The following is a 24,965-nucleotide window of genomic DNA, read 5'->3' on the forward strand; positions in this document are numbered from 1 at the left end:
TATCCAACGTGATGTGATCGCGCGAGGCGTCTTCACCACTGTGAAGGACTTGGACCGTAAGCTGATGCGCTATATCCGCGAGCACAACAAGAATCCGAAGCCGATTAAATGGAAGTACGACGATCCATCGCGCCGAATTCGGCCGGTGCCATTTCAATGATGAGTGGACTAGGTACAGTAGCCCCCCCAAGTTTGACCGTCGTTATCAACGATTCTTCGATCTCGTCCATCCCACGCATCGCGTGCCCCTTATCCGATGTCACGAACACGATATCTATAATGCATCGACATCGTTGCCCGTGTACATCGGGCGAATTACAACAGCCTGCTAGAAAAAACGCCGCATACAGTTATATAGCTTCTGCGCCTCATGGCCCCAACAGCAATTCGAGCGCGCTCTTCCCGTCGATCAGTCGACGATTTCCCATCCGTATGTTGAATCCGGCCGCGCGCGTCACGGTGGATGAGGGTCCGCATGCAGCGCTCTTGCGCAACTTCGCTCCGGCGGTATCGACATCATCATCGGCGGCTTGCGCCAGCCGCGCCTGAGCGGTTCCGTTCAGGAAACGGAGCTGTTTGCTGATCCGTATGTGGTCGCGGTGCGCGAAGGGCATCGGCTATCGCAGCAGAATTCGATTGCGCCGCACGATCTCGCGGAGCATGACCGGGTCGTGCCGCAGCGCAATGTGCCCCGGCGCGCGGTCATCGACCGTATCTTCGCCCGACTGCCTGCAAAGCCGCCGCTCGTCGTCGAAACTAGTTCACTCGCGATGATGATCGCGATGCTAGCGGAGAGCGACTGCATCACGCTGCTCACCCGCGCGCAGATTCAGGAGGAATATCCGAGCACCGACATCGTTGCGCTTGAATTGAAGACGCCGGAGGTACATCGCGAAGTTGGCTATACGGTCCGTTCGGACCGGCTCGGGACTACCGTCCAACAAGCTTTCGTCGAGTACCTTCTTCAAGAGTGCGTGAGAAGGTCCAAGCTCATACAAGCTTCAAATAAGAATCCTGCATAGTCCAAATTTTCGATTGTTTGTATGTGATTATCCTAAATTTTCCTGCTCCCAATTGCATCGACGACGAGATTGAACCGCCCGGCCAGCAAGCCCGCCCTTGCCCGATATCGATACAGCCCTTCGCGTCCGGCAGCACTTGCATGCGCGCTAACACCGGAAGGCAAGAAACTGATGGCTGCGCGAGGCGATTGCTCTTCTGTTCCGCAGTTGATCTTACCATTCGGAGGATTGGCTACTCACTGCCGTGGCACGATCTGCCGTTCGCGAACGCGACGCTGTGATCCCAACGTCGCGTCAGCAGGTGACAACGTGGTGCGCGGATTCGCTGCGGTTGCGAAGGCGGGGCGCTGGGCTGCATCGCGGGAGACACGTCGACATACGTCAAGAATGAACTGCGGTCGAGTCTTTCAAACGCGATTGCCGGCATGCATGAAAGACGTGATCTTTCGCCGTACGGAATGTTGGCGTTCTTAGCACAACCGAAATACACCACCCGCGTGGGCGCGGGGGGCACGCGGGTGGAATAAAGGTAAGCAAGGCTCAAGCTCGCTGCGCGCTCCATCGGACTCGACACCACTGAGACATTCTCCCTGCAAATGAGAACACCCGAAGCGCCCCGATGCATTGCATTTGACGCAACTTTATCACTATGCAGCACCATTAACCATTTGCTCAATCGAGACGCCGTTTTTTTCAACTTGCGTATCGCATCTCGCTGGCAAAATTTGGACATCGCAAGAACAAAGTGAAAAAGCTCACGGGTGCGGCGATCTCAGCACTGCTATCCCGGTCAAGTGAGCGATACGACGGAGACACAGAGAAATGAAATATCGGACCGCGATGTGCGTCTGCGCTGCTCTTCTTGGCGCTTCGTCCGCACGGGCGCAAGACATCGAAGAGGACGCACCGCCGCCGAAGCCGGTCGGCGCAAGTTCAGTGACGCTCTATGGCTTGATCGATCAGGGTGTCGAGTTCGTCAACAACGTCGCGGTCGGCAAGAACAAGACAGCCAACGGATGGCGCACGGGCGACGGCACTGCCACGTCCTACTTCGGCATGAGAGGCAGTGAGGACTTGGGAGGCGGCGTCAAGGCGATCTTCGATCTGCAAGGCGGATTCAGTCCGACGACGGGCGCATCGAGGCAGGGCGGGCGTCTCTTTGGCCGCCAGTCCTATGTCGGCATCGACGGAAAATATGGCCGTCTAACTTTTGGGCGTCAGTACACGATGCGCTTCTTCGGCATCTCTTTCATCAACCCGTTCGGAACAGGCGCGCAAGGCCTCACGACCCTCGACAACGGCATCGCCAACGCGCGCGCGGATAACTCCGTCAGCTATCGCTACTTTCTGGGTGACTTCGAAGGCGGCGTCAACTACAGCTTCGGCCGCGATGCCGTCGCAGGCAACAGCAACGTCGCGACGAACTGTCCGGGGCAGACTTCGCCGTCGAATCAGTGCCGCGAGTACTCGGCGTTGCTCAAATACGAAGGCCACACATGGGGCATCGCGACGTCCTACGAGCGCAACTACGGCGGCACCGCCGCCACATGGGGCGGACTGACATCGCCGGATCTCACCGACAGCCGCTTCACGCTGGGCGGCTACTTCATGATTCACAAGGCGAAGTTCGGCGTCGGCTGGATCAGGCGCGTGAACGAAGGGATTGCGACACCGCGAAGCAACCTGCTTTGGGTGACGGGAACGGTCCCTGTGACGCCGTTCTTCCATATCGACGGGATGCTCGCGCAACTCAGATACGAGCACTCGCCCAACAAGGCGCTGATCGAAGTGCTGCGCGGCGAATACCTTCTCTCGAAGCGCACGCTGCTGTATCTGACCGGCGAGCACATCAACAACTCCGGCAACCTTGCGCTCGCGGCGACCACGCTTTCTCCGGTGCCGACGCCTCCCGCGGGCGGCGCGCAGATATCGATCATCGCCGGTATCCGGCACACGTTCTAAGCCAACGACAGCGGGGAAGCAGATGCTTCCCCGTTTCGCTTTCAGCCGGCGCGTCTCGCGGCTTCCTTCGCAGCGGACATGTTCGCCACCGCGCCGAATGCCTGCTTGCGCGTCAGGCTCCCTGCGCGGATGTCCATGTCCTGCAGATACGCGATGTCGCTTTCGGTCAACGACAGATCCCTCGAATATGGACGCTGCGTTTGATTGAAGGTCCAGATGGCCTGCGCCGACGATGCGTCGAAGTGCTTCTGGGCGCGTTTGCGTGCGTCGATGAAAGCGTCGTGCGACGCGGGCGACATCAGGAAATCGTAGAGCGCGCCGTAGGCCGCCATCACCGAGACCAGTGCCTCGTGCCTGGCGTCGATAGCTGCCTCCGACGCGTAGGCCGTCTGGAAGACACAGTCCGGCAGCGCCTGCCACAGATTGCCTTCGCCGATGACCTTCAGGCCAGCCCGGTCGTTCAGATGCGAAATGCTGGCGCAGCAGGCGTCTGCGGCGCCGCTGCCAACGGCCTCGAAGCACTGGTCGTTGCTGCCGCGATCGACGAAATCGATGCGCGAAGCGTCGATGCCTTTCTCCCTCATCAACTGCAGCATCAGCGTATGGAGCAGGCCGAGTTTCGGTCCGACCGCGACTGTCTTCCCTTGCAGACCGGCGAGTGTGTCCGTTCCGCCGGGTGTGGCGAAGATCGTCAACGCGCACTTCTTCATGCCGGCGCCGACGATCTTCACAGGCGCACCCTGCTCGATGCGAGTGAGCACGAGGTTGTAGCCGGACACCATGCAGACATCCGCCGCGCCGCGCACGATGGCATCGAACGGTCCAGTCGGCCCGGGCACTTCGATGATCCGCGCGTCGACGCCGCAGGTCTTGAAGTAGCCGAGTTCATCCATCAAGGCGTTCAGGGTCGCGTTTTCCAGACCCGGATTGCTGACGATGCGGATTTCAGTCGAGCCGGCGCGGGCGATGTACGGTGCGGCGAGGCCACCCGCCGCGAGTCCCATACCGAGCGCGCCCGCCTTGCGCAGGAAACTGCGGCGGGTCGAGTCGTGGGTCATCTTCATGTCTCCGGATGCCGGTGGTGCCGGCTGATTTGTATGCGTTTCCATGTGAAGCGGTAGTCGGACTGCGCGCCGAGCTTATGCAGGATCGATTGTGCCGATGCGTCCGCTCACGGTCGATTGAGTAAAATGGCCGATGACTTAACCATTTGCTCATGCCAGGGAGGGCGAGAGTGCCGGCAGAACTCGACTGGTATCTGCAGGTCAACCTCAAGGCCCGGCATCTGCGGCTGCTGGTGACCATCGACACGTACCGCAGTCTGAGCCAGGTGGCGGAAGTCACGCACGTAACCTTGCCCGCCGTCTCGAAGGCGCTGGCCGAACTCGAACACGGACTCGGCGTCACGCTCTTCACGCGCTCGGCGCAGGGTCTCGTGCCCACGCCGCACGGCGAGTGTCTGACGCGCCATGCGCGCTCGATGCTGCATGTCCTGCACAAGGCGAGCGACGAGTTGCAAGCGCTGAGCGCCGGAACCGAGGGGAAGATCGAAATCGGCGTGCTGCCGGTGTCGGCGTCCATCCTGCTGACGCACGCGCTAAACCTGCTCAAGCAACGCTCGCCGGGCACCAACGTGAAGATCGTCGAAGGTTCCGCGGCGACGTTGCTGCCGGAGCTGTGGCAAGGCCACCTCGATCTCGTGATGGGCCGCCTGCCGCCTCCGGATGCGCAAGGAAGCTTCGACGAAAAGGAGCTCCTCGAAGAGCCCGTCATGCTCGTCACCGGCCGGCAGCACCCGCTCGCGCGCAGAAAAAAGCTCGAATGGCCGGACCTGCTTCCGTATCCGTGGATTCTTCCGCCGGCCGGCTCGATTCTGCGCGATCCATTGGAACGCGCCCTGGAAGCGCACGGCGTGCCGCTGACCAACAACTACATCGAGACGCTCTCGTTGCACGTCATCCGCGCGCACTTGCAGGTGTCCGACTGCATCGCCGTAATGGCCGATACCTCCGCGCGCGACGACACTCATCCGCAGCCGCTTCATACGTTGCCGCTCAGCCTGCCGCGTCTGCTGCGGCCCGCCGGCGTCCTCTGGAACCGCACGCGCACGCTGACGCCGAGTGCCCGGCTCATGATCTCGTGTCTCGAAGATACGGCCCGCCGCCTGGAAGAAGCGCGCGAAAGCCGCTGAGCTTTCTTGGCAGAAGCCGGTCAACGTCGCCTTAACCGTTTGCTCAACCCGGGCGCAGTTTTTCTCAATCCGCCGCGTTCTACCCGCTGGCACAATTGACTCGCGCTCTCCAGCAACGAGCGACGACGCGAACTGCCACCGGAAAGCAAGCTCTCCCGGCGACGGCAAGGACAGTTCCGCGCATCTAACGGAGACAGGGACAATCATGAATTACAAGACCGCGTTGTGCGCCTGTGCGACGCTGCTCGGTTTCGCCGCGACGGCATGGGCAGCGCCCGCGTCCAGTCAATCCGTGGAAGATTTCTATCGCGGCAAGGCGCTCACGCTGATGGTCAGCGCGGACGCCGGAACGCCGACGGACATCATCGCGCGTCAGTTCTCACGCTACTTCATGAAGTACGTTCCGGGGCGTCCCAAGGCCATTGTGATGAACGTCGTGGGCGCGGGCGGCATGGTCGCGGCGGCGTCGCTCCAGTCGCGGCAAGCGAGCGACGGCACCGTGATCGGCTTCCTGCAGCGCAACAACCTCTACATTCCGCTGCTCGACGAACGGCAGAACCGCTTCGATCCGCGCAAGGTCAGATGGCTCGGCAGTCTCAACAAGGTCGAATACTGCCTCGTTTCGATGACGCGGTCCGGCGTGACGACCGCCGACGACCTGAGCAAGAAGAAGATGTATGTCGGCGCGACCGGCTTCGCCAACGAAGATCGCACATTGCCGGCGCTGCTCGATGAATACCTCGGCGCGAAAATGAGCATCGTGCCGGGCTATACGGGTCGCGGTGAAGTGTATCTGGCCATGCAGCGCGGGGAAGTCGATGGCTGGGCGTCCACCATCGACGGTCTTCAGCAGGGCGAGCCGGTGCGGCTGCTCAAGAGCGGCAAGATGAAGGTGCTGCTGCATCTGGGCTGGCAAAGCCCCGCGGGATATGCGGACGTCCCGAACCTTTCTTCCTATGTCACGCGGCCGGACGTCAAGGCGCTCTTCAATCTGTTCGTTCTGCCGTTTCAGGCGGGCCGTCCGATCGCGGTGCCGAAGGACGTGCCAGAGGACCGGCTTCGGGCGCTGCGCGATGCGTTTGCGAAGACCATCGCCGATCCGGAGTTCATCGACGCGATGAAGCAGTCGGGCTATCCGATCGATCCGATCGACGGAAACGCGGTGGAGCAAATCGTCGCGAAACTCTATGCGACGCCGCGGCCGCAACTGGAAGACGCCCGCAGGCTCATCTTCAGTTCCCACTGACCCGCGTGCAATGGCCTCGCTCTCGCCGGGGCCCGCGCGAACATCATCACCAAACGGTAGACTCGAATGGCGCCCGAAATCATCGATATTCATCCACACATCATCTCGACAGACACGCAGCGGTATCCGGTCGCGCCTCAGCACGGACATCGCTCCAAGTGGTCGGCCACCCGTCCCATCACGTTCGAGCAACTGATCGCCGAGATGGACGAAGCCGGCGTCTCGAAGGCCGCGATCGTGCATTCGTCGACGACTTACGGCACGAACAACGCCTACGTCGCCGACAGCGTCGCGCAACATCCGGAGCGCTTCACGGGCGTTTATTCCTTCGACCTGCTGGCGCCGGACGCACTGAACACGTTCGACCACTGGCTCGCGCGCGGCATGGGCGGCATCCGGCTCTTCACCGGCGGCGCCACGCATCAGAGCGACGGAAGCTGGCTTGTGAATCCCGCGACTTTCCCGGTCTGGGAGCGCTGCGCCGAAATCGGCATGAGCGTGGCGGTCCAGACGACTCCGGACGGTTTGTGGATGGTGGCGGAACTGGCGGGGCGTTTCCCGTCGGTGAAGATCGTGCTCGACCACTGCGGCCGGCCGAATCTCGAAGAAGGCCCGCCGTATGCAAGTTGCGCCGGCCTGTTCGCGCTCGCGAAATACGACAACGTCTATATGAAGATCACGCCGCGCACGTTCGATCTCGCGCAGACGGCCACCGGCGGCGCGGACGCGTTCTTCGGCAAGCTCGTCGACGTATTCGGCGCCGATCATCTGGCTTTCGGCTCGAACTATCCGGCATCGGCGGGACCGTTGAGGAAGCTCGTCGAGCAGGGCGATGCGTGCTTCGCGAGCCTCAGCGACGAAGATCGCGCCTGGATCTGGGGACGCACGGCCAAGGCGCTGTATCCGATGCTGGCCGGCTGAACATCGCACGGACGCTTTGCCTCGACATCGAAACAGGTGAGCCGACGAAGCTCGCCATTCCATCAGGATGAGACATGGAGTTCTTCAACGATGCAACGGTGATGGCGGCAGGACACGCGCTATCGACGCTCCTGCAGTTCAACCGGATCATCTTTCTGGTATTCGGCGTGACGGTCGGGCTCGCGATCGGCTTGCTGCCAGGAATCGGCGGGCTGACGGGCTTCGCGCTGCTGGTGCCGTTCACTTACACGATGGACCCTTATGCCGCGTTCGCCATGCTGCTTGGCATGGCATCCGTCATCACGACATCGGATGTGATCCCGGCCGTGCTCTTCGGCGTACCGGGCCACGCGGCCTCTCAGGCGACCGTGCTCGACGGCTTGCCGATGACCAAACGCGGCGAAGCATCGCGCGCGCTGAGCGCGTGCTACATGTCGTCGCTGATGGGCGGGCTGATCGGCGCGGTCATCCTCGCGGTGTCGCTGCCGCTCGTGCGGCCGTTCGTGCTGTCCATCGGCACGCCGGAAATGCTGTCGCTCACCGTGTTCGGCGTGTCGATGGTGTCAGCGCTATCGGGCAATGCGCCGCTGCGTGGCGTCGTCGCGGCGTGCTTCGGGATTCTGGTCGGCATGATCGGCACCAATGTCGCGACCGGACAGATGCGCTGGACCGGCGACATCCTCTACCTGCAGGACGGCATTCCGCTCGTGCCGATCATCCTTGGCATCTTCGCGCTGCCCGAGTTGTGCGAACTGTCGATCCGGCGCGCGGCCATCGCCGAGAACGTGCGGTTCACGTCGCGCCAGGGCATGCGCCAGGGTGTCGTCGATACCTTCCGCAACTGGTTTCTGGTGCTTCGTTGCGGCGGTCTCGGCGCGATACTCGGCGCCGTGCCCGGCATCACCGGCGCGGTGACGGACTGGATTGCCTACGGCCACGCCTTGCAGACGTCCAAAGGCGCGAAGCAGTCGTTCACCAAGGGCGACGTGCGCGGCGTGATCGCGCCCGAAGCGGCCAATAATGCGCGGGAAGGCGGCAGCCTCGTGCCGATGCTTTCGTTCGGCGTGCCGGGCGGCGCGGCGCAAGCCATCCTGCTGGGCGCGATGATGGTTCACGGCTTCATCCCCGGCCCCGACATGCTGACCAGGCATCTCGACTTCACCTACTCGATGGTGTGGTCCATTGCGCTCGCCAACATCTTCGGCGCGGGACTGTGCTTCCTGTTGAGCGGTCAGTTCGCCAAGGTTTCGACGCTGCGTTATACGCTCATTCTGCCGGTGATCATGCCCGTCATCTACGTCGGCGCATTTCAGGGCTCGCGAAGCTGGGGCGACCTCTTCGTGCTGTTGCTCGCGGGCGTCGTCGGATGGACGATGAAGCGGCTCAGATGGGCGCGTCCTCCGCTGATTCTCGGCCTCGTGCTCGGCGTGCTGATGGAACGGTACATGTCGATCTCTTTCGTGCGCTACGGCACGGACTGGCTGACGAGACCGGTGGTTATCGTTCTGCTGAGTCTTGCCGCGCTGGTCTTCTTCAAGCCGCTTTTCACGGCACTACGCAGCGGCGGTGCCGCACAGTTCAAACCGAGCGGTTCCATCGTCCTGAAACGCGAGGATCTCGTGTATGTGTTCTTCATCGGCATCGGGCTTTATATGCTGGTGAGTTCGCAACACTGGCTTCTGATGGCGCGAATCGGGCCGACGGTCGTGGCGAGCATCCTGGTCATCGCGGCAACGGTGAGCCTTGCATATAAGGTGTTCGTGATTCCGGCGCACGGCGTCGTGCGCTCCGGCGGCGTGCATATGGATGTACCGGGCAATCACGACGAGAAACTCCCCGTTGCGACCGAACTGGCGCGCGCCGCACGCTTTCTCGGCTGGTTCCTCGCCTTTCTCGTCTGCATGTCGGTGATCGGCATGCTGCCGACGGTGCCGGTCATGATCGTGGGGTATATGCGCATCGACGGGCGGGAGCCGTGGAAGCTCAGTCTGATCCTCGCCGTGTGCGTGACCGCGTTTCTCTATCTCGTGTTCGACCAGATTCTCCATATTCCCTGGCCCGACAGCTTCCTCGGACAGTGGTTGCCCGGGCTGGGCGGACATTGACACTTCAACACGAGGGAATACACATGACGCAGGACCGGTTGAGGCGCATCGACGCGCAGCAGGCTACGGACGAACAGAAGCGGGTCATCGCGCAACTGGGCGCGGGACGAGGGCGAATCCCGACGCCTTTCAACATCTGGCTGCATAATCCGTGTCTCGCGCAGGGCATGGAGATCATCGGTACGCACGTCGATCGTTCGCCCGTGCTGAGCGAAACGGAAACGGAAGTCGCGATTCTCGCCACGGCGGTGTTCTGGAACGCGCCCTATGTGATCGCGAACCATCGACGGCATGCGCTGAAGGCGGGCGTGCCGGAAGCGGTCGTCGCAGCGATTGTGGACAAACGCAGGCCCGAGGGCGAACATGGGCGCTTCGGGCTGGTGTGCGAAGCGGTGAGCGACCTTCTCGCAGGCGGATCGGTCGACGATGCGCGCTTCGCCGCGTACGATGCGGGACTGGGCCGTGCGGTCATCGCGGAACTGCTTGTGACAATCGGCTACTTCACCTCGATCTCGCTCGGCATGACCCTGCATGCGCTGGAGCCGAAGGAGTGAGCGCAATGACGTTGCTGGAGACTTGACGTGACGGGGCTCGACGGCTATCTGCAGGTGAACCTGAAGGCGAGGCATCTTCGCCTGATCGTGACCATCGATACCTACCGAAACCTGACTCAGGTGGCGGAGGTCACGCATGTCACGATGCCGGCGGTGTCCAAGTCACTGGCGGAGCTGGAGCGCGGACTCGGACTCACGCTGTTTTCGCGCACGGCGCAAGGGCTCGTCCCGACGCCGCATGGCGAATGCCTCATCCGCCATGCGCGCGAGATGCTGACCATCCTGCATCAGGCGCGCGATGAAATGAAGGCGTTGAGTTCGGGCACGGAAGGCAAGGTCCATATCGGCATGTTGCCCGCTTCGGCCTCCGCGCTGCTGCCGCAGGCGCTCAACTTGCTAAAGATCAAGTCGCCGGGAACCAACGTGCGCGTGGTCGAGGGCACGCGCGGCGCGCTGCTTCCGGAACTCTGGCAGGGACGTCTCGATCTGATCGTCGGGCGCCTGCCCGCGCCGGACACGCTCGGCAGCTTCGAGGAAAAGGCGCTGCTCGAAGAGCCCGTCACATTGATGACCGGGCGGCATCACCCGCTCACGCGCCGAAAAAATCTGAAATGGTCGGACCTTCATCCGTATCCGTGGATACTGCCTCCGCAAGGCTCGATCTTGAGGGATTCGCTCGAACGTACGCTCAGGGCCCATGACGTGCCGCTGACGAACAACTACATCGAGACGCTTTCGGTGCATGTGACGCGCGCGCATCTGCAAATCTCGGATTTCATTGCCGTCATGGTCGGCACGCCTGCGAACGATGCAGCGCAACCGCTGTACGCGCTGCCGTTGACCTTGCCCAGACTATTGCGTCCGTCGGGCGTGCTCTGGAACCGCAACCGCGGTCTAACGCCGAGCGCGCAACTCATGATTGCCTGTCTGGAAGAAGCCGCGCAGCAATTGCAGGGCGATATCGGCTGAACTGCAGAAGTGCGCAATGGGTATGTGTCTTTCCGCGCTTTTTCATTCGTTAGGTATCCGTAACTAAAGCCCAGGCTTGAACGGGCACCTTTACCAAACGGTTAAGCGTCACGCCAGTTAATTCAATAGACGGCAGGGGCTTCTCAAAAGATCATGTCGTCAACGAGAAACGTATTCCTCCAAGGAGACTCAAGTGACCCAGAAAGTCCATCTCAAGCTCGCGATCGCCGAGCATCCGCATACTTCGGCCATCCGCGACGGTTCGATTCCCATCGAAGGCGTCGATGCGGAATTCATCACCGTTCAGCCTCAAATCGGCGCCTTCCGCCGCATGGTGCGCGATGTCGAGTTCGACGTGTGCGAGCTCGCGCCGACCACCTACATCATCGCGCGTGCCTACGGCGCGCCGTTCGTCGCGCTGCCAATCTTCGTGGTGCGCCGCTTTCACCATTCCGGGCTGCTCGTGCGTCCGGACGCGGGCATCAAGACGCCCAAGGATCTCGAAGGCGAAAAGGTGGGCGTGCGCGCATATTCGGTGACGACGGGCGCGTGGACGCGGCAGGTGTTGATCGATGAATTCGGTCTCGACTCGTCGAAGGTGACTTGGGTCGTCGATGACGAAGAGCACGTCACGCAACTCGAACTGCCGCCGAACGTGATTCATGCGCCCAAGGGCACGTCGCTTGCCGAGATGATGGCGAAGGGCGAACTCGTCGCGGGCTTCCACGGCAACGCGGGCATCGGCCGCACGGGCGACCCGACCGGCGGCTGGAAGGAAGTGGAAGCGGACTATCCGGACATGTTCCCGAACGCGGACGAACTGGAAGCCGAATACTACGCGCGCACCGGCGTGTATCCGATGCACGGCACGATCGTCGTCAAGGATTCGGTGCTCGCCGAACATCCGTGGGTGGCGAAGTCGATCTACGACGCGTTCGACAAGGCGAAGAAGCAATGGCTCGCCAAGCTCAATGCGGGCGAACTCGACGACAAGAAGAACAAGAAGTACATCGAGTTGCAGAAGATCGTCGGCAACGATCCGCTGCCCTACGGTATCGAAGAGAACCGCAAGACCATCGAAGCGCTCGAAGCAACCGCATTCAAGCAGGGGCTGACGCCGCGTCGCATGTCCATGAACGAGTTGTTCGTCGATCCCCGCGTTTGAACCTGCACGGAAAGCCAAGAACATGATCATCGATTGTCACGGCCACTTCACGACCGTCCCCGCTTCGTTTCGCGAATGGCGCGCGAAGCAGATCGCATCCGCCGACGATCCCGCCAACGCGCCGCCTCTCTCCGGCGCGCACGTCACCGACGACGACATCCGCGAAGGCGTCGGCAACGGTCAGTTGCGTTTGCAGAAGGAACGCGGCGGCGACCTCACGCTGTTTTCGCCGATTGCCGGTCTCATGAGTCATCACCTCGGCAACGAGCGCACGAGCCTGGAATGGGCCGAGGTGTCGAATAACCTCGTGCGACGGGTCTGCGACCTGTACCCGGATAACTTCGCGCCGGTGTGTCAGTTGCCGCAATCGCCGCTCGCGCCGCCGAAGAACTCGGTTCCCGAATTGCGCCGTTGCGTCGAGGAAATGGGCTTTGTCGGCTGCAACCTGAATCCCGACCCGAGCGGCGGCTACTGGACCGGCAAGCCGATGACGGATCGCGAGTGGTATCCGGTCTATGAAGCGCTGTGCGATCTCGACGTGCCCGCGATGATTCACGTGGCGGCATCGTGCAACCCGTGTCACCACGGCACGGGCGCGCACTATCTGAATGCGGATACGTCGGTATTCATGCAGCTCTTGCAGGGCGATCTCTTCAAGGACTTCCCGACGCTGCGTCTCGTGATTCCGCACGGCGGCGGCGCGGTGCCGTATCACTGGGGCCGGTATCGCGGCATGTCGCTGGAAATGGCCAAGCGTCCGCTCGAAGGCTTGCTGAACAACATCTTCTTCGACACATGCGTCTATCACCATCCGGGCGTCGAGTTGCTGACCAAGGTGGTGCCGACGAGCAATGTCCTTTTCGGTTCCGAAATGATCGGCGCGGTGCGCGGACGCGATCCGGATACCGGCGAGTATTTCGACGACACCAAGCGTTACATCGACGCATGCGAAGCGCTGAGCGAAGCCGACCGGCACGCGATCTTCGAGGGCAACGCGCGGCGCGTCTATCCGCGTCTGGACAAGCACCTCAAGGCGAAAGGACTGTAATGGACATCATCGATATTCATCCGCACATCATCTCGGACGATGAGAAGCGCTATCCGCCCGCGCCATTGTTCGGCAAGCGTTCCGATTGGTCGCAAGAGCGCCCCAACACGGTCGAAGCACTGATTCAGGCGATGGACGAGGCGGGCGTTGCCAAGGCGGCGGTCGTGCATTCGTCGACGACTTATGGCTTCGACAACAGCTACGTGGTGGACGGCTGCAATCGGTACAAGGACCGGCTCATCGCGGTCGGCTCCGTGGACATGCTCGCGGACGACGTGCAGACCGTCATCGAGAACTGGGCCGACAAGGGGCTCGCCGGCCTTCGTATCTTCACGGGCGGTTCGACCAAGGACTTCGATCCGAGCGAACTGGATAACCCCAAATCGTTCAAGGCGTGGGACACGCTCGCGGAACTGAATCTGCCGATGTGCATCCAGACCGGACCGGTCGGGCTGCCGCAAGTGCGCATGCTCGCGGAAAGGTATATGACGGTGAACATCATTCTCGATCATCTCGCCCGTCCCGATGTACTCGACGGTCCGCCGTATGCCAACGCCGAAGGACTCTTCGCGCTACGTGACTTGCCCAACGTCTACATGAAGCTCACGCCGCGCATTTTCGGCGACGTGAAGAAGGAAAAGGCCAGCGCGGAAACCTTCTTCCCGCGCGTGGTCGAGGCCTTCGGCGCGCAGCGTCTGGCGTGGGGCTCGAACTTCCCAACATCGACGGGCACGTTGAGCGAGATTCTCGACACGGCGCAGCAAGGGCTCGCCTGCCTCGACGACGAAGACCGCGCATGGATCTTCGGCAAGACCGCACAGAAGCTCTATCCGGCGTTGAGCTGAAAACCTGAAAGAGAACGCACCATGTCAAACACACGCCTGAACAGCATCATTCGCGCTTTCGAGTCCGGCAAACCGGCGCACGCCGCTTTCGCCAAGCTCGACAAGCAGACCGCCATCGAAATGAGCGATGCGCCTTATGACGGCATCGTCTTCGAAATGGAACACAACCCGTACGACGTTTCCGCGCTCGGCGACGCGCTGCAGTACATGCTCAACCGCAAGCAGATCGCGGATTCGGGTTCGGTGGCGCCCAAGGTCACGCCGATCGCGCGCATTCCCGCGAACGGCGCGGAGATGAACCAGAGCTTCGCGAAGCAGGTGCTCGATCGCGGAGCGTACGGCGTGATCTGGCCGCATGTGGCGACGGTCGAGCAGGCGTACAACGCGGTTGCGTCCTGCCGTTATGCGCGGCCGAAAAGCGCGCCGCTTTATGAACCGAAGGGCGTGCGAGGCGACGGTCCCGCCAATGCCGCGCGGTACTGGGGCCTTTCGATGGCGGAATACTACGAACGCGCCGATGTCTGGCCGCTCGCGCCGCAGGGCGAAATTCTCGTCGGGCTGATGTGCGAAAGCACGCAAGCGATCGATAATCTCGACGACATCCTCGCCAACGTGCCGGGCATCGGTTTCATTCTGATCGGCGAAGGCGATCTGAGTCAGGAACTGGGGTTGCCGCGTCAGTACGAACATCCCGAAGTGCTCGCCGCGATGCGTCAGATCGTCGATACGTGCGGCAAGCACAACGTCGTCGTCGGCAATCCGCATGTCACCGCGAAGAATCATCGGCGCTTGCAGGAAGAGGGATATCGCTTCCTGATGTCCGCGCCCGCGCGCACGTATGGCGTGGTCGGTCTCGCACGCGAACTGGCGGGCTACTGATGAACGGCGCCGAAAGTCTCGTCGCGACGCTGGTCGGGCAGGGCGTCGATATCTGCTTCGCAAACCCGGGCACGTCGGAGATGCATTTCCTGGCCGCGCTCGGTAACAATCCGAAGATGCGCAGTGTGCTGTGTCTGTTCGAAGGCGTGGCCACCGGCGCGGCCGACGGCTGGTATCGCATGAAGGACACGCCCGCGTCCACCCTGCTGCATCTCGGTCCGGGTCTCGCGAACGGCCTCGCCAACATTCATAACGCGAAGCGCGCTTCGTCGGGCATGGTCAACGTCGTCGGCGAGCATTCGGTGTCGCATCTCAAGTACGATCCGCCGCTGACTTCGGATATCGAGGGTCTCGCGCGGCCGCTCAGTCATTGGGTGCGCCGTGCGGAATCGTCGGGCACCATCGCGTGGGACGCGGCTCAGGCCGTCGCGAAAGCGAGTGAACATCCTGGGCAGATCGCCACGCTCATTCTTCCCGGCGATACCTCGTGGCAACCCGTCGATGCCGCGCCCGCGCTGCCGTCCACGCGCGTCGATGCGCGCCGCGCGCCGACCGCGGAACGCATCGAACACGTGGCGCGCGTGCTTCGCTCGGGCGAGCCGACGCTGATCGTGCTCGCGAACAAGGCGACGCGTGGCACGGCGCTCGAAAAGGCGGGCCGCGTTGCGGCCGCGACGGGCGCGGTGCTCGGCTCGCAGTTCTTCACGGCGCGCATGGAGCGAGGCGCGGGTCGCGTGCCACTCGCACGCATTCCGTATGCGGTCGGGCAGGCGACGGCGTTTCTCAAGGACTTCAGGCACATCGTCACGGTCGAGACACGTGAGCCCGTCGCGTTCTTCGCCTATCCGGACAAGCCGAGCCTGCTGAAGGCGGAAGGCACGCTCGTTCATCCGCTCGTCGAAGCCGATGAAGACAGCGAGCTTGCCTTCGACATGCTGCTTCAGGCGCTCGGCGCGGCCGGCACGGCGCCGCTCCTGCAAGAGCGCATCGAAACGCCGGTGCCCACGGGCGCGCTGAATCCGGCGAGCATCGCGCACGTGCTCGCGGCCGGCTTGCCTGAGCACTGCATCGTCGTCGACGAATCGCTCACGACGGGACGCGAGTCCATGAGCCTGACGATGGGCGCGCGGCCTCACGATCTCATCAACAACATGGGCGGCTCGATCGGTTATGCGACGCCCGTTGCGACCGGCGCGGCGCTCGCGTGTCCCGAGCGGCGCGTCATCTGCATGGTCGGCGACGGCAGCGCGATGTACACCATCCAGTCGCTGTGGACGCAGGCGCGCGAAGGACTGAATGTCACGACGATCATCTTCGCCAATAACAGCTACGCGATCCTCAAGGCCGAGTACGCCAACATGGGCGCGGGCGCGCTGGGCGAACGCGCATTGTCCATGATCGACATCGACAAGCCGCGTATCGACTGGCTGGCGATGGCAAAGAGCATGGGCGTGCCGGCAGTGGCCGTGGAGACGGCTGAAGGCTTTCACGAGGCGCTGGTTCAGTCGGCGCGCGAAGCGGGGCCGAGCTTCATCGAAGTCAGGCTTTGACATTTAACGATACAGGCAACAGAGGAGCACACAGCATGACCACGACGCAAACCGGAGCGCCGACGTTGCGCGTCAATCTCGCCGAATACGCGGTGACGAAGGCGATGCGGGACGGGCAAGTGAAATCCGATCTCATGACGCTCGACTTCTGCGGGCCGACGCCCGCGCACAACGGCTTCAAGGCGATGGTGCGCGAAAGCCGCTTCGACGCGGGCGAACTGGCGATCGTCACTTTCTTGCAGGCGAAGGCTTACGGCAAGCCCCACGTCCTGCTGCCGGCGCCAATCTCGGGACGCTTTCAGCATCACTGCGCGGGTTACAACATCGACTTCGGTCATCTCGATCCGAAGGACATCGAAGGAAAAAAGGTCGGCGTGCGCACATACACGCAAACGACTGCGCTGTGGATTCGCGGCATCTTGCGCCATGAATACGGAGTCGATCTCGACAAGGTGACGTGGATGACGCTCGGCGATGGGCATCTCGCCGAATACAGCGATCCGCAGAACTGCCAGCGCCTGCCGGCGGGATCTTCCATCCCGCAGATGATGCTCGACGGCGAGCTCGCGGCGGCCTTGCTCGGCGAAGACATGCCGAAGGACGATTGCGTGCGCACGCTCGTGCCCGATGCGCACGCCGCCGCGAAAGACTGGTTCGCGCGTAGCGGCGTGGTGCCTATCAACCACATGTTCGTGGTGCACGAGAAGCTGTCGAAAGAGCGGCCGGATATCGTGCGCGAGTTGTATCGCATGGTGGCGGAGAGTCGCGCGGGCGCGCAGGGCGTGCCTGCGGTGTTTCCGCCCATCGGTCTCGAAGCGAACAGGAACGGCTTGCAACTGGCCATCGACTGGGCGCTCGATCAGAAGATCATTCCACGGCGTCTGTCCGTCGACGAGCTTTTCGACGATGTAACCGGAAGCCTGGGTTAAGGACATCGGAGACTGGAACGTGCGAATCATTCCACGCCTGCGCGCGCTGACCGGCAACCGCTGGGCCATTCTCGTGCTGCTTGCGCTCGGGCTCATGATTTCGCACGTGGATCGCACCAGCATGTCCGCGGCTTTCGCGGATCGTCATTTCGTGCAGGAATTCGCGCTGACGCATGTGCAGCGCGGATGGCTCGGCTCCGCCATGTTCTGGTCGTATGGCCTGCTTCAATTGCCGATGGGCTGGCTGGTCGATCGCTATGGCGTGAAATGGCCTTATGCGGTCTGCTTCCTGCTGTGGTGTCTCGCGGCCGCGGCCACCGGGATCGTGACCACGCTCGCCGCGCTAATCGTCGTGCGCCTCCTGATCGGCATGGCGGAATCGGTGGTGGTGCCGGCGACCTATCGCTATCTCGCCAATCACTTCGACGAAACCAGAAAGGGCACCGCGCTCGGAATCTATTCCATCGGCGGAAAGATGGGACCGGCGCTCGGCGCGCCCATTGCGGCATGGCTCATCTCGACGAGTTCGTGGAAAGCCATGTTCATCGTCACGGGGCTTGCGGGTCTATTCTGGCTCGTGCCCTGGCTGCTGATGGTCGAAAACGACTTCCCGTCGCGGCAGCAACTCACGGCGGCGAAGCAGCGCGCGGCTTCGGTGCCGCTCGCGAACCTGCTGTCGAGTCCGGTCGTGTGGGGCGGTTTGATCACCAACTTCTGCTACAGCTATTTCGCGTTCTATTGCATGACGTGGATGCCTGCTTATCTGGTCGAGCAGCGAGGGCTGTCGCTCGGGCAATCGGGCCTTTATACGTTTTTCAGCTTCGTGGGAATAGCCGTCGTGGCGGCGTTCGCAGGATGGGCCGCCGACCAGCTGATCGCAGGCGGCCACGACGCAGTGATCGTTCGCAAGTCCTTCATCGTGGCCGGTTTCATCGGTGGGACCACGGTCTTGCTCGGCGCGTTCGCTTCGTCGCCGGATATGGCATTGCTGTGGAATGTCGTATCGCTTTCCCTGCTCGGCCTCGTCACCGCGAATAACCTCGCGCTCGTCAAGCTCACGCTCATTCCGAAGCCGGCAGTCGGACTGAACACGGGTCTGCAGCAAGTGGCGACGAGTCTCGCGGGCGGTGTATCGGCAAGCCTCTCCGGATGGCTGCTTCATGTGGGGCACAGCTACACGCTGCCGATGCTCGCTATCTTCGCGTTCCTTCTGCTCGGCGCCGCGAGCACCGTCGTGCTGCTGCGCAGGAAGTGGGCGCCCAAGGTCAACGCGATCGCATACGACGATGCCGCGCGCGCGAAGGCGGTGGATCACGCCATGCGCGCCGCGCCACCGAGCGAACTGCCATGACGCCTTCGCGCGAAACATCGTCGCCGTCCATGCAGAGCCGTTCGGACGAAGCAGTCTCGCTGCTGCGTCACGCGCCGCTCGTGCGTTTCCTGATTGCGCGCATCGGATCGATCGGCGCGCAGCAAATGCTGATGCTCGCGATCAGCTGGCACATGTACGACCTGACATCGAGTGCATGGAATCTTGGCCTCGTCGGACTGTTTCAGTTCGCGCCCGGTCTCGCCACGACGCTCATCGCGGGTCATTGCGCCGACCGTTTGCATCGTGGACGAATGGTCGCGGCGTGCCTCGCGTTGCAGGCGGTCGTGGCGACGCTGCTGATGGTGTCGATCGCCACTCACAGCGTGACGCGCGATGTGCTGCTCGCGGTCTCGCTCGTGCTCGGCGCGATCAGACCATTTCAGATGGCAGGCCAGCAATCGCTGTTGCCGATGCTCGTTTCGCCCCGGCTGCTCGCACGGTCGATGGCCCTCAGCACGGTGGTTCAGCAAATCTCGGTGATCGCGGGTCCGGCGCTGGGCGGAATGCTGTTCGCCGTGGGCGTCGGCACGGTATATCTGGCGAGCGCGGTGCTTTTCAGCTTGAGCGCGGTGATGTACGCATTCGTTCGCTACGACTACACGCCGCCGCCGCGAGAGCCCGTCACGGCCGACACAATACTCGCGGGCTTGCGTTTCATCTGGAGTCATCCGCTGCTGCTGGGCGCTATCTCGCTCGATCTCTTTGCGGTGCTGTTCGGCGGCGCAACAGCGCTCCTGCCGGTGTATGCGAAGCACATCCTGCATGTCGGACCGCAAGGTCTGGGCTTGCTGCGCTCGGCGCCTGCACTGGGCGCGTTATGCGTCGGGATATTGCTGTCGCGACGCGCAATCGCGAGCGGCGTCGGCAAAAAGCTGCTGATCGCGGTGGCGATTTATGGCGTATCGATCGTCGCATTCGGACTCTCGCGATGGTTCCCGATATCGCTGATGTTGCTCGCGATATCGGGAGGCGCGGACACGATCAGCGTGATTGTTAGGCAAACGCTGATTCAACTCGAAACGCCCGACCGCATGCGCGGACGCGTAGCGGCGGTGAACACGCTTTTTATCGGCGCGAGCAATCAGCTGGGTGAATTCGAGTCCGGCGCGAGCGCGACGGCGCTTGGCGTCGTTGGCTCGGTCGTCGTCGGCGGCTTCGCGACGATAATGATCAGCGCGGCATGGAGCCGGCTTTTCAGGCCGCTCGCCACGCGCGACGCGCTGCATTAGCGCGGTTTCCTCAAGTGACGACTGGCCATGAGAGTGTGGATTTGCAGCGTGGTGCGGCGATGCGAGCATTTGAAACTGAGCGTGCATTTCGCTGTGTTGAACGAGACTTACGGCTTCGTCGATTTAGGCGAGTACTACTCATGAGCAAACAAACCAGATCGCTTCGGTTTCTCATGCATGACTGGTTAGGACGCAATGGGAACATTCGAATCAGCAGAGCCGCGCGCTCGCGGACGATGCCCTGGGGCGCGGTGCGTATCGAGGTCACGCTCTCGACCACGGCCTGCGCGATCGTCTTCTTTCGCCACGGCGATGGATCGTGGTGCGTCTATCCGCCCGCATCGGCTACGCTCGCGATGAAACCGGCCTGACGTACCGTTAGCGCTCGTATCAATCCCTACTTGTTAACCCTGCTAGACTGTTTGAATGAGCTGCGCCTCGGTCGGGCCGCAGCGTCAGACGGTACTGGGAGGTGTTGCATGAAGCCGCTCGTCAAAGCATTGGCAGGGTTGATTCTCACCGCGCCGCTCGTGTCCTTGGCTCAAGAAAACCCGCAGGGACTGACTCGTGCACAGGTCCGCGCAGATATCGTTCGCGCCGAAAACCTGGGCTATAGTCCTACCGCGTGGGCCGATTTTCCTTACGGCGAAGTGCAGGCGGCGGAGTTCCGCGTGGCCGCGCGCAAGGCGGCCGACATGCACTCGGTCGACCGCATGCCGCAACTCGGCGATATCGCGCGGTAATGCGCGATTGCCGCAAGTATCGCAAGGCTGGCGATTACGTCATCTGCCCGACTGCGCCGTGCCATTCGTGCCCGGACCATAAGCCGTGCTGCCGGCCGCCCGTTCGCGCATGATGACAGCCTGCGCGCGCCGCAAACTGCCCGGGCAATCGCCCGAGCATTGGCTGAGCGGATCGTAGCCGGCCCGTTCGAGTTGTACGAGTTCCGTGCGAACCTGGTCGCGCGTAAGCGTTTCGTTCGATTGAGCGGATGCCATGAGAGGAACCATGAGCATGGCGGAGAGCATCGCGGTGGTCGGAGTGTTCATTTTTACCCTTTGTGATGTGCCGCGTAAAACTGCGGCGATGGAACGCATTACACACTAGGGTAAATACCGAGTCTATTGAATTAATCCGCGCAAGGGTTGAGCGTTTGGTTCAACCGCCGCACCTTGCGTGCGCGATGCTCTTAAAACTTGTGCGTCATGCCTAGCACGACGCCTCGCGCGTACGCGCCCGGTGCGGTCGGAATTCCGCTGTATTGCGTGCCGTCTAGCGTGTAATCGGCCTTGCCGTGGTTATCGATCAGACCGGCCGCAACATACAGGTTCGTCGCCTTGGAGAGAAAGTACTCGTAGGTGAGGCCAATTTGCTGCGCATTTTTTCCTTGCGCCGCGCGGTCATGCGCATAGCCGTACATGACCGAGACGAGATTGAACGGATCGAGCTGATACGAAGTGGACGCTTCGTAGATATCGCGCTTTTCGCTATTGTCCGTTTGCCGTTCCGACTGATACGCGAGATAAAGCCGCAGATTGCCCGCACGATACCCGGCCGCCGCGCGCCACACCTTTTGGACCGAGCTACCCGTTGCATTGCCTTGCGATTCGTAGCCCGCCGACACGCGAAACGGGCCGTTCACGTAGCGCGCGACCACGTTGTAGAAGCGCAACCCGTTGCTGGGTTTCGTCGTCTGGTCGCGCAGTGAGATCATGGCTTGCGCGGTAAAACCGTAGATCGTGGGCGCGAGATAAGCGATTGCGTTGCTCGCGCGCACAGTCACATCCTGAAAGTTGTTGATCGGCGAAGCGATGCTCTTTACCGCCGTCGGATCGATTTCGCCATTCAGAAACAGATATTCCGGCTTTTTCTGCCGCCCGACGCGCAATTCGCCGAACGGCCCCGTCATGCCGAGCCATGCGAGCCGGTTCCACGCGGCGGTCGGGTCGGTGGCCGCGCCCGTCACGCCGGAGAAGCCTTGTTCGAGCTGGAAATTGACGCGGTAGCCGCCGCCGATATCTTCGCTGCCTCTCAAACCATAAACGGTCGCGAAGAGACCGCTCGAAACCGCGCGCACGGCCGATCCCTGCCCGCCGTTCTGATACTCGATGCCGTTATCGACGATTCCATAAAGCGTCACGCTCGATTGCGCATGCGCGTCGATCAGCGCGCCTGAAAACAAAATGGCCAGCGGAAAAAATGCGAGCTTCTTCACTGTGTCTCCGTTTTGATTTTTCATCTTCGAATACGCGACGGCGGCGACGCGAACGTTTGCACGAGGCAAGGCAAGACGGCACGCCTTCACCGCATGTTCGTGTCGAGTCAGTCAGTCGATGTGCAATGCGCGCACATAAAGCGTGACGGGCAAGCGTGCGCAGCATGCCGTCGCGTCAGGAAGCGAATGCAGAATAGGGGATCGCACTGGATGCGTCCCTGTACAAAAGCGAGATTCGCCGGGATTTTTCAATCCGGTTACGGCTTGCGTTCGGATCGACGGAGGCATCCTTTACAAGTGCCCCGAAAAAAGTGCCATCGAAAATCAGTTTTGTGTAGGGACTCGCAGGACGTCTTTTCTTATGCTTGACCCCATCGAAGGCGTGAACATTCAAGACTCAATCTAATACAAGAGAAAAGACACATGGAGACAAGCAAACCCGGAACGACGCAGCGCTGGGCCGTGCTCGCGCTGCTCGCGCTCGGCGTACTGATTTCCTTCGTCGATCGCACCAGCATTTCGTCGACGCTCGCGGACGCGGACTTCATCCGTCATTTCGCATTGAACGATGTGGATCGCGGCTGGATCAACGCCGCGTTCTTCTGGTCGTACGGCGCGTTTCAAGTACCAATGGGCTGGGTGGCCGACCGGTACGGCGTGAAGTGGCCGTATGCGATCAGCTTCGCGCTGTGGTGCATCGCGACCGCGTTGATGGGCGCGGTCACCGCGCTGACAAGTCTCGTCGCGATGCGGCTCATCATCGGCATGGCGGAGGCCATCGTGATTCCGGCCAGCTACCGGTGGATTCGCAACAACTTCGACGAAAGCCAGAACGGACTCGCCGTTGGCATTCTCGCGATGGGCAACAAGTTCGGCCCCGCATTGGGCGCGCCGGTGGGCGCGTGGTTCATCGTGCACTACTCGTGGCAGACGATGTTCGTCGTGACTGGTCTCGTCGGGCTGCTCTGGCTCTTGCCCTGGCTCACCATGTTGCGCAGCGACTTCCCGTCGAAAGCGCAGATCGCGATGACGGATCGCAGCGCGCGCTCGGTGAGTCTCGGCAGCATTCTGACGAGCCCGGTCGTGTGGGGCGGCATGATCACCAACTTCTGCTACGGCTACTTCACGTTTTACTGCATGACCTGGATGCCCGCATATCTGGTCGAACAACGCAACCTGTCGATCTCGCGCTCGGGACTCTTCACGTTCGTCAGCTTCGCGGGCATCGCCATCGTCGCGGCGCTCGCGGGATGGGCGGCGGATCGCATCATTGCGCGTGGCGGCGATCCGCTCATCGTGCGCAAGGCCTTCACCGTGGCGGGTTTCGCGGGCGGTTGCTCGGTGCTGCTGGGCGCGTATGCGAATTCGCTCGACATGGCGCTCTTCTGGAACGTGCTGTCGCTGTCGCTGCTCGGGCTCGTCACCGCAAACAATCTCGTATTGTCGCGCCTCACGCTCATTCCGAAGCAGGCTATCGGCCTCGTCACCGGCGTGCAGCAGGTTGCGACGAGTCTGGCGGGCGGCGTCGCGGCGAGTCTGTCTGGCTGGCTGTTGCACGTGAGCGGAAGTTACGACCTGCCGATGATGGTCATCCTAGGTTTTCTGGTGGTGGGCGCGCTGGCCGCGCTCACTCTCTACCGTCCCGAATGGGCACCGAAGGTCACGGAACAACACGGCTCACTTCGACGCGCGTGAATGCGCGGGCGTCATCGCACTCATCACATTCAAAGAGAAACACGACACATGGCGAAGATCGTATTCGGGATGGCAGTGCCGCACAGCGGCATGCTAGGTCAGGCTCCGGAGGACTGGCTCATCAATGGCGAACGCGACCGCAATAACAAGGAACTGTGGTTTCGCAACCGGACCTGGACTTATCCCGAACTGGAAGCGCATCGCGAGGCGGCGTTCGAAAAGTATCTGAGCATCGAGGAACGCACCGCGCGCGCCGCGCGCTGCCGCACGGCGCTCGACAAGATGGCGGCGGCCTATCGGGAGGCGGATATCGACGTGGCGATCATTCTGGGCAAGGACCAGAAAGAGATCTTCACCGACTTCTCACCGTCCATTGCCATCTACAGCGGTGCGCAAGTGCATAACGGGCCGCCGCAACGCTCGGTGTACGCGCCGGATCGTCATGTTGTGCACGACTGTCATCCAAAACTCGCGACTTATCTGATCGAACATTTTCAGCGCGAGCGCTTCGATCTGACCGATCTCTTCGCGTGGCCCGACAACGTATGGATGAAGCCGCTGCCCGAATACCCCGTCGTGCCGCATGCGTACAGCTTCGTCTATCACCAGATCATGGGCGATGCGCCGCCGCCGCATGTGCCGGTCATCATGAACTGCTTCTATCCGCCGACGCAGCCTTCGATGTCGCGCTGCATCGAGTTCGGCCGCGTGTTGCGCGACGCCATCGCCGCGTGGCCGGAAGACGTGCGCGTGGGAATCTTTGCATCCGGCGGCCTCTCGCACTTCGTGAACGACGAGGAGTTCGATCACCGCATCATGAAGATGCTTGCCGATTACGACTACGACGGCCTCGCCGCCGTGGACGACCGCTCGTATCAGTCCGGCACGTCGGAGATCAAGCTCTATGTGAGTGTGATGAAGGCCATGCAAGAAACCCGCGCGCAGATGACGCTGGTGGACTATGTGCCGTGCTGGCGCACGCCCGCCGGCACCGGCGAAGGCATGGGCTTCATGTATTGGAAGGCTGACGAATGAGTGCGGCAGATTAATCGTTTTACGAAATATCGC

23 protein-coding genes and 1 pseudogene are annotated in these 24,965 nt (G+C 61.9%); 21 read left to right on the plus strand and 3 right to left on the minus strand.

Annotated elements, in window-relative coordinates:
• The 3 genes and pseudogenes from NCT05_RS13200 to NCT05_RS13210 all read left to right on the plus strand — a co-directional run.
• A pseudogene (locus NCT05_RS13200) lies at positions 1–160 on the plus strand (IS630 family transposase); the annotation flags it as partial.
• Between the two features lie 370 nt (positions 161–530).
• Positions 531–1,022, plus strand: a complete 492-nt coding sequence (locus NCT05_RS13205) for a substrate-binding domain-containing protein (RefSeq protein ID WP_250502472.1) — start codon at positions 531–533, stop codon at positions 1,020–1,022.
• 822 nt (positions 1,023–1,844) lie between these two features.
• The gene (locus NCT05_RS13210) at positions 1,845–2,984 is read left to right on the plus strand and encodes a porin (protein ID WP_250502473.1); all 1,140 of its coding nucleotides are present in this window, start codon (positions 1,845–1,847) and stop codon (positions 2,982–2,984) included.
• A 41-nt stretch (positions 2,985–3,025) separates the two neighbouring features.
• Here NCT05_RS13210 and NCT05_RS13215 read toward each other — a convergent pair whose 3' ends face one another.
• Positions 3,026–4,042 carry an ABC transporter substrate-binding protein gene (locus tag NCT05_RS13215; protein ID WP_250502474.1) on the minus strand — a complete coding sequence of 339 codons (1,017 nt, stop codon included), beginning with the start codon at positions 4,040–4,042 and terminating at the stop codon, positions 3,026–3,028.
• Positions 4,043–4,218: 176 nt separating this feature from the next.
• Here NCT05_RS13215 and NCT05_RS13220 point away from each other — a divergent pair, with 176 nt between their 5' ends.
• The 16 genes from NCT05_RS13220 to NCT05_RS13290 all read left to right on the plus strand — a co-directional run bounded on the left by NCT05_RS13220 (position 4,219) and on the right by NCT05_RS13290 (position 20,730).
• A complete protein-coding gene (locus NCT05_RS13220; protein ID WP_250502475.1) occupies positions 4,219–5,175 on the plus strand; it encodes a LysR substrate-binding domain-containing protein in 957 nt (318 codons plus the stop codon).
• A gap of 205 nt (positions 5,176–5,380) precedes the next feature.
• On the plus strand, positions 5,381–6,421 hold the full coding sequence (locus tag NCT05_RS13225) for a Bug family tripartite tricarboxylate transporter substrate binding protein (RefSeq protein WP_250502476.1): 1,041 nt from the start codon (positions 5,381–5,383) through the stop codon (positions 6,419–6,421).
• 66 nt (positions 6,422–6,487) lie between these two features.
• Positions 6,488–7,342, plus strand: a complete 855-nt coding sequence (locus NCT05_RS13230; protein WP_250502477.1) for an amidohydrolase family protein — start codon at positions 6,488–6,490, stop codon at positions 7,340–7,342.
• A gap of 74 nt (positions 7,343–7,416) precedes the next feature.
• Positions 7,417–9,447 (plus strand): tripartite tricarboxylate transporter permease, encoded by a 2,031-nt coding sequence (locus tag NCT05_RS13235; RefSeq protein ID WP_250502478.1) that lies wholly within the window; start codon positions 7,417–7,419, stop codon positions 9,445–9,447.
• Between the two features lie 23 nt (positions 9,448–9,470).
• Entirely contained in the window at positions 9,471–10,001 is a 531-nt protein-coding gene (locus NCT05_RS13240) for a carboxymuconolactone decarboxylase family protein (RefSeq protein ID WP_250502479.1), read from the plus strand.
• 27 nt (positions 10,002–10,028) lie between these two features.
• Entirely contained in the window at positions 10,029–10,970 is a 942-nt protein-coding gene (locus NCT05_RS13245) for a LysR substrate-binding domain-containing protein (RefSeq protein ID WP_250502480.1), read from the plus strand.
• A 193-nt stretch (positions 10,971–11,163) separates the two neighbouring features.
• Positions 11,164–12,135, plus strand: a complete 972-nt coding sequence (locus NCT05_RS13250) for an ABC transporter substrate-binding protein (RefSeq protein WP_250502481.1) — start codon at positions 11,164–11,166, stop codon at positions 12,133–12,135.
• Between the two features lie 22 nt (positions 12,136–12,157).
• Positions 12,158–13,183, plus strand: coding sequence for an amidohydrolase family protein (locus tag NCT05_RS13255; RefSeq protein WP_250502482.1), 1,026 nt, complete (start codon positions 12,158–12,160; stop codon positions 13,181–13,183).
• On the plus strand, positions 13,183–14,028 hold the full coding sequence (locus NCT05_RS13260) for an amidohydrolase family protein (protein ID WP_250502483.1): 846 nt from the start codon (positions 13,183–13,185) through the stop codon (positions 14,026–14,028). Before NCT05_RS13255 ends, NCT05_RS13260 begins: the two co-directional genes overlap by 1 nt.
• A 21-nt stretch (positions 14,029–14,049) precedes the next feature.
• Entirely contained in the window at positions 14,050–14,907 is an 858-nt protein-coding gene (locus tag NCT05_RS13265; protein ID WP_250502484.1) for an HpcH/HpaI aldolase family protein, read from the plus strand.
• Entirely contained in the window at positions 14,907–16,457 is a 1,551-nt protein-coding gene (locus NCT05_RS13270; RefSeq protein ID WP_250502485.1) for an acetolactate synthase large subunit, read from the plus strand. Before NCT05_RS13265 ends, NCT05_RS13270 begins: the two co-directional genes overlap by 1 nt.
• Positions 16,458–16,492: 35 nt before the next feature.
• Positions 16,493–17,386 carry a substrate-binding domain-containing protein gene (locus tag NCT05_RS13275; protein WP_250502486.1) on the plus strand — a complete coding sequence of 298 codons (894 nt, stop codon included), beginning with the start codon at positions 16,493–16,495 and terminating at the stop codon, positions 17,384–17,386.
• Between the two features lie 19 nt (positions 17,387–17,405).
• Entirely contained in the window at positions 17,406–18,737 is a 1,332-nt protein-coding gene (locus NCT05_RS13280) for an MFS transporter (protein ID WP_250502487.1), read from the plus strand.
• Positions 18,738–18,766: 29 nt separating this feature from the next.
• Entirely contained in the window at positions 18,767–19,987 is a 1,221-nt protein-coding gene (locus tag NCT05_RS13285) for an MFS transporter (protein WP_250502553.1), read from the plus strand.
• Positions 19,988–20,223: 236 nt separating this feature from the next.
• Positions 20,224–20,358 (plus strand): hypothetical protein, encoded by a 135-nt coding sequence (locus tag NCT05_RS36765; protein ID WP_284507532.1) that lies wholly within the window; start codon positions 20,224–20,226, stop codon positions 20,356–20,358.
• 108 nt (positions 20,359–20,466) lie between these two features.
• Complete coding sequence (locus NCT05_RS13290) at positions 20,467–20,730, plus strand: DUF4148 domain-containing protein (protein WP_250502488.1); 264 nt, start codon at positions 20,467–20,469, stop codon at positions 20,728–20,730.
• A gap of 39 nt (positions 20,731–20,769) precedes the next feature.
• Here NCT05_RS13290 and NCT05_RS13295 read toward each other — a convergent pair whose 3' ends face one another.
• Together NCT05_RS13295 and NCT05_RS13300 are read right to left on the minus strand one after the other, a co-directional pair.
• Complete coding sequence (locus tag NCT05_RS13295; RefSeq protein WP_250502489.1) at positions 20,770–21,036, minus strand: DUF4148 domain-containing protein; 267 nt, start codon at positions 21,034–21,036, stop codon at positions 20,770–20,772.
• A 140-nt stretch (positions 21,037–21,176) separates the two neighbouring features.
• A complete protein-coding gene (locus NCT05_RS13300; protein ID WP_250502490.1) occupies positions 21,177–22,202 on the minus strand; it encodes a porin in 1,026 nt (341 codons plus the stop codon).
• A 423-nt stretch (positions 22,203–22,625) separates the two neighbouring features.
• On the opposite strand from NCT05_RS13300, the gene NCT05_RS13305 reads away from it, so the two are divergent.
• The gene (locus NCT05_RS13305; protein ID WP_250502491.1) at positions 22,626–23,897 is read left to right on the plus strand and encodes an MFS transporter; all 1,272 of its coding nucleotides are present in this window, start codon (positions 22,626–22,628) and stop codon (positions 23,895–23,897) included.
• Between the two features lie 48 nt (positions 23,898–23,945).
• On the plus strand, positions 23,946–24,932 hold the full coding sequence (locus tag NCT05_RS13310) for a DODA-type extradiol aromatic ring-opening family dioxygenase (protein ID WP_250502492.1): 987 nt from the start codon (positions 23,946–23,948) through the stop codon (positions 24,930–24,932).
• The last annotated feature ends 33 nt before the right edge of the window (positions 24,933–24,965 follow it).

Origin of the sequence: Caballeronia sp. AZ7_KS35, from assembly GCF_023631045.1 — a bacterium.
In the GTDB taxonomy this organism is placed as follows: Bacteria; Pseudomonadota; Gammaproteobacteria; order Burkholderiales; family Burkholderiaceae; genus Caballeronia; species Caballeronia zhejiangensis.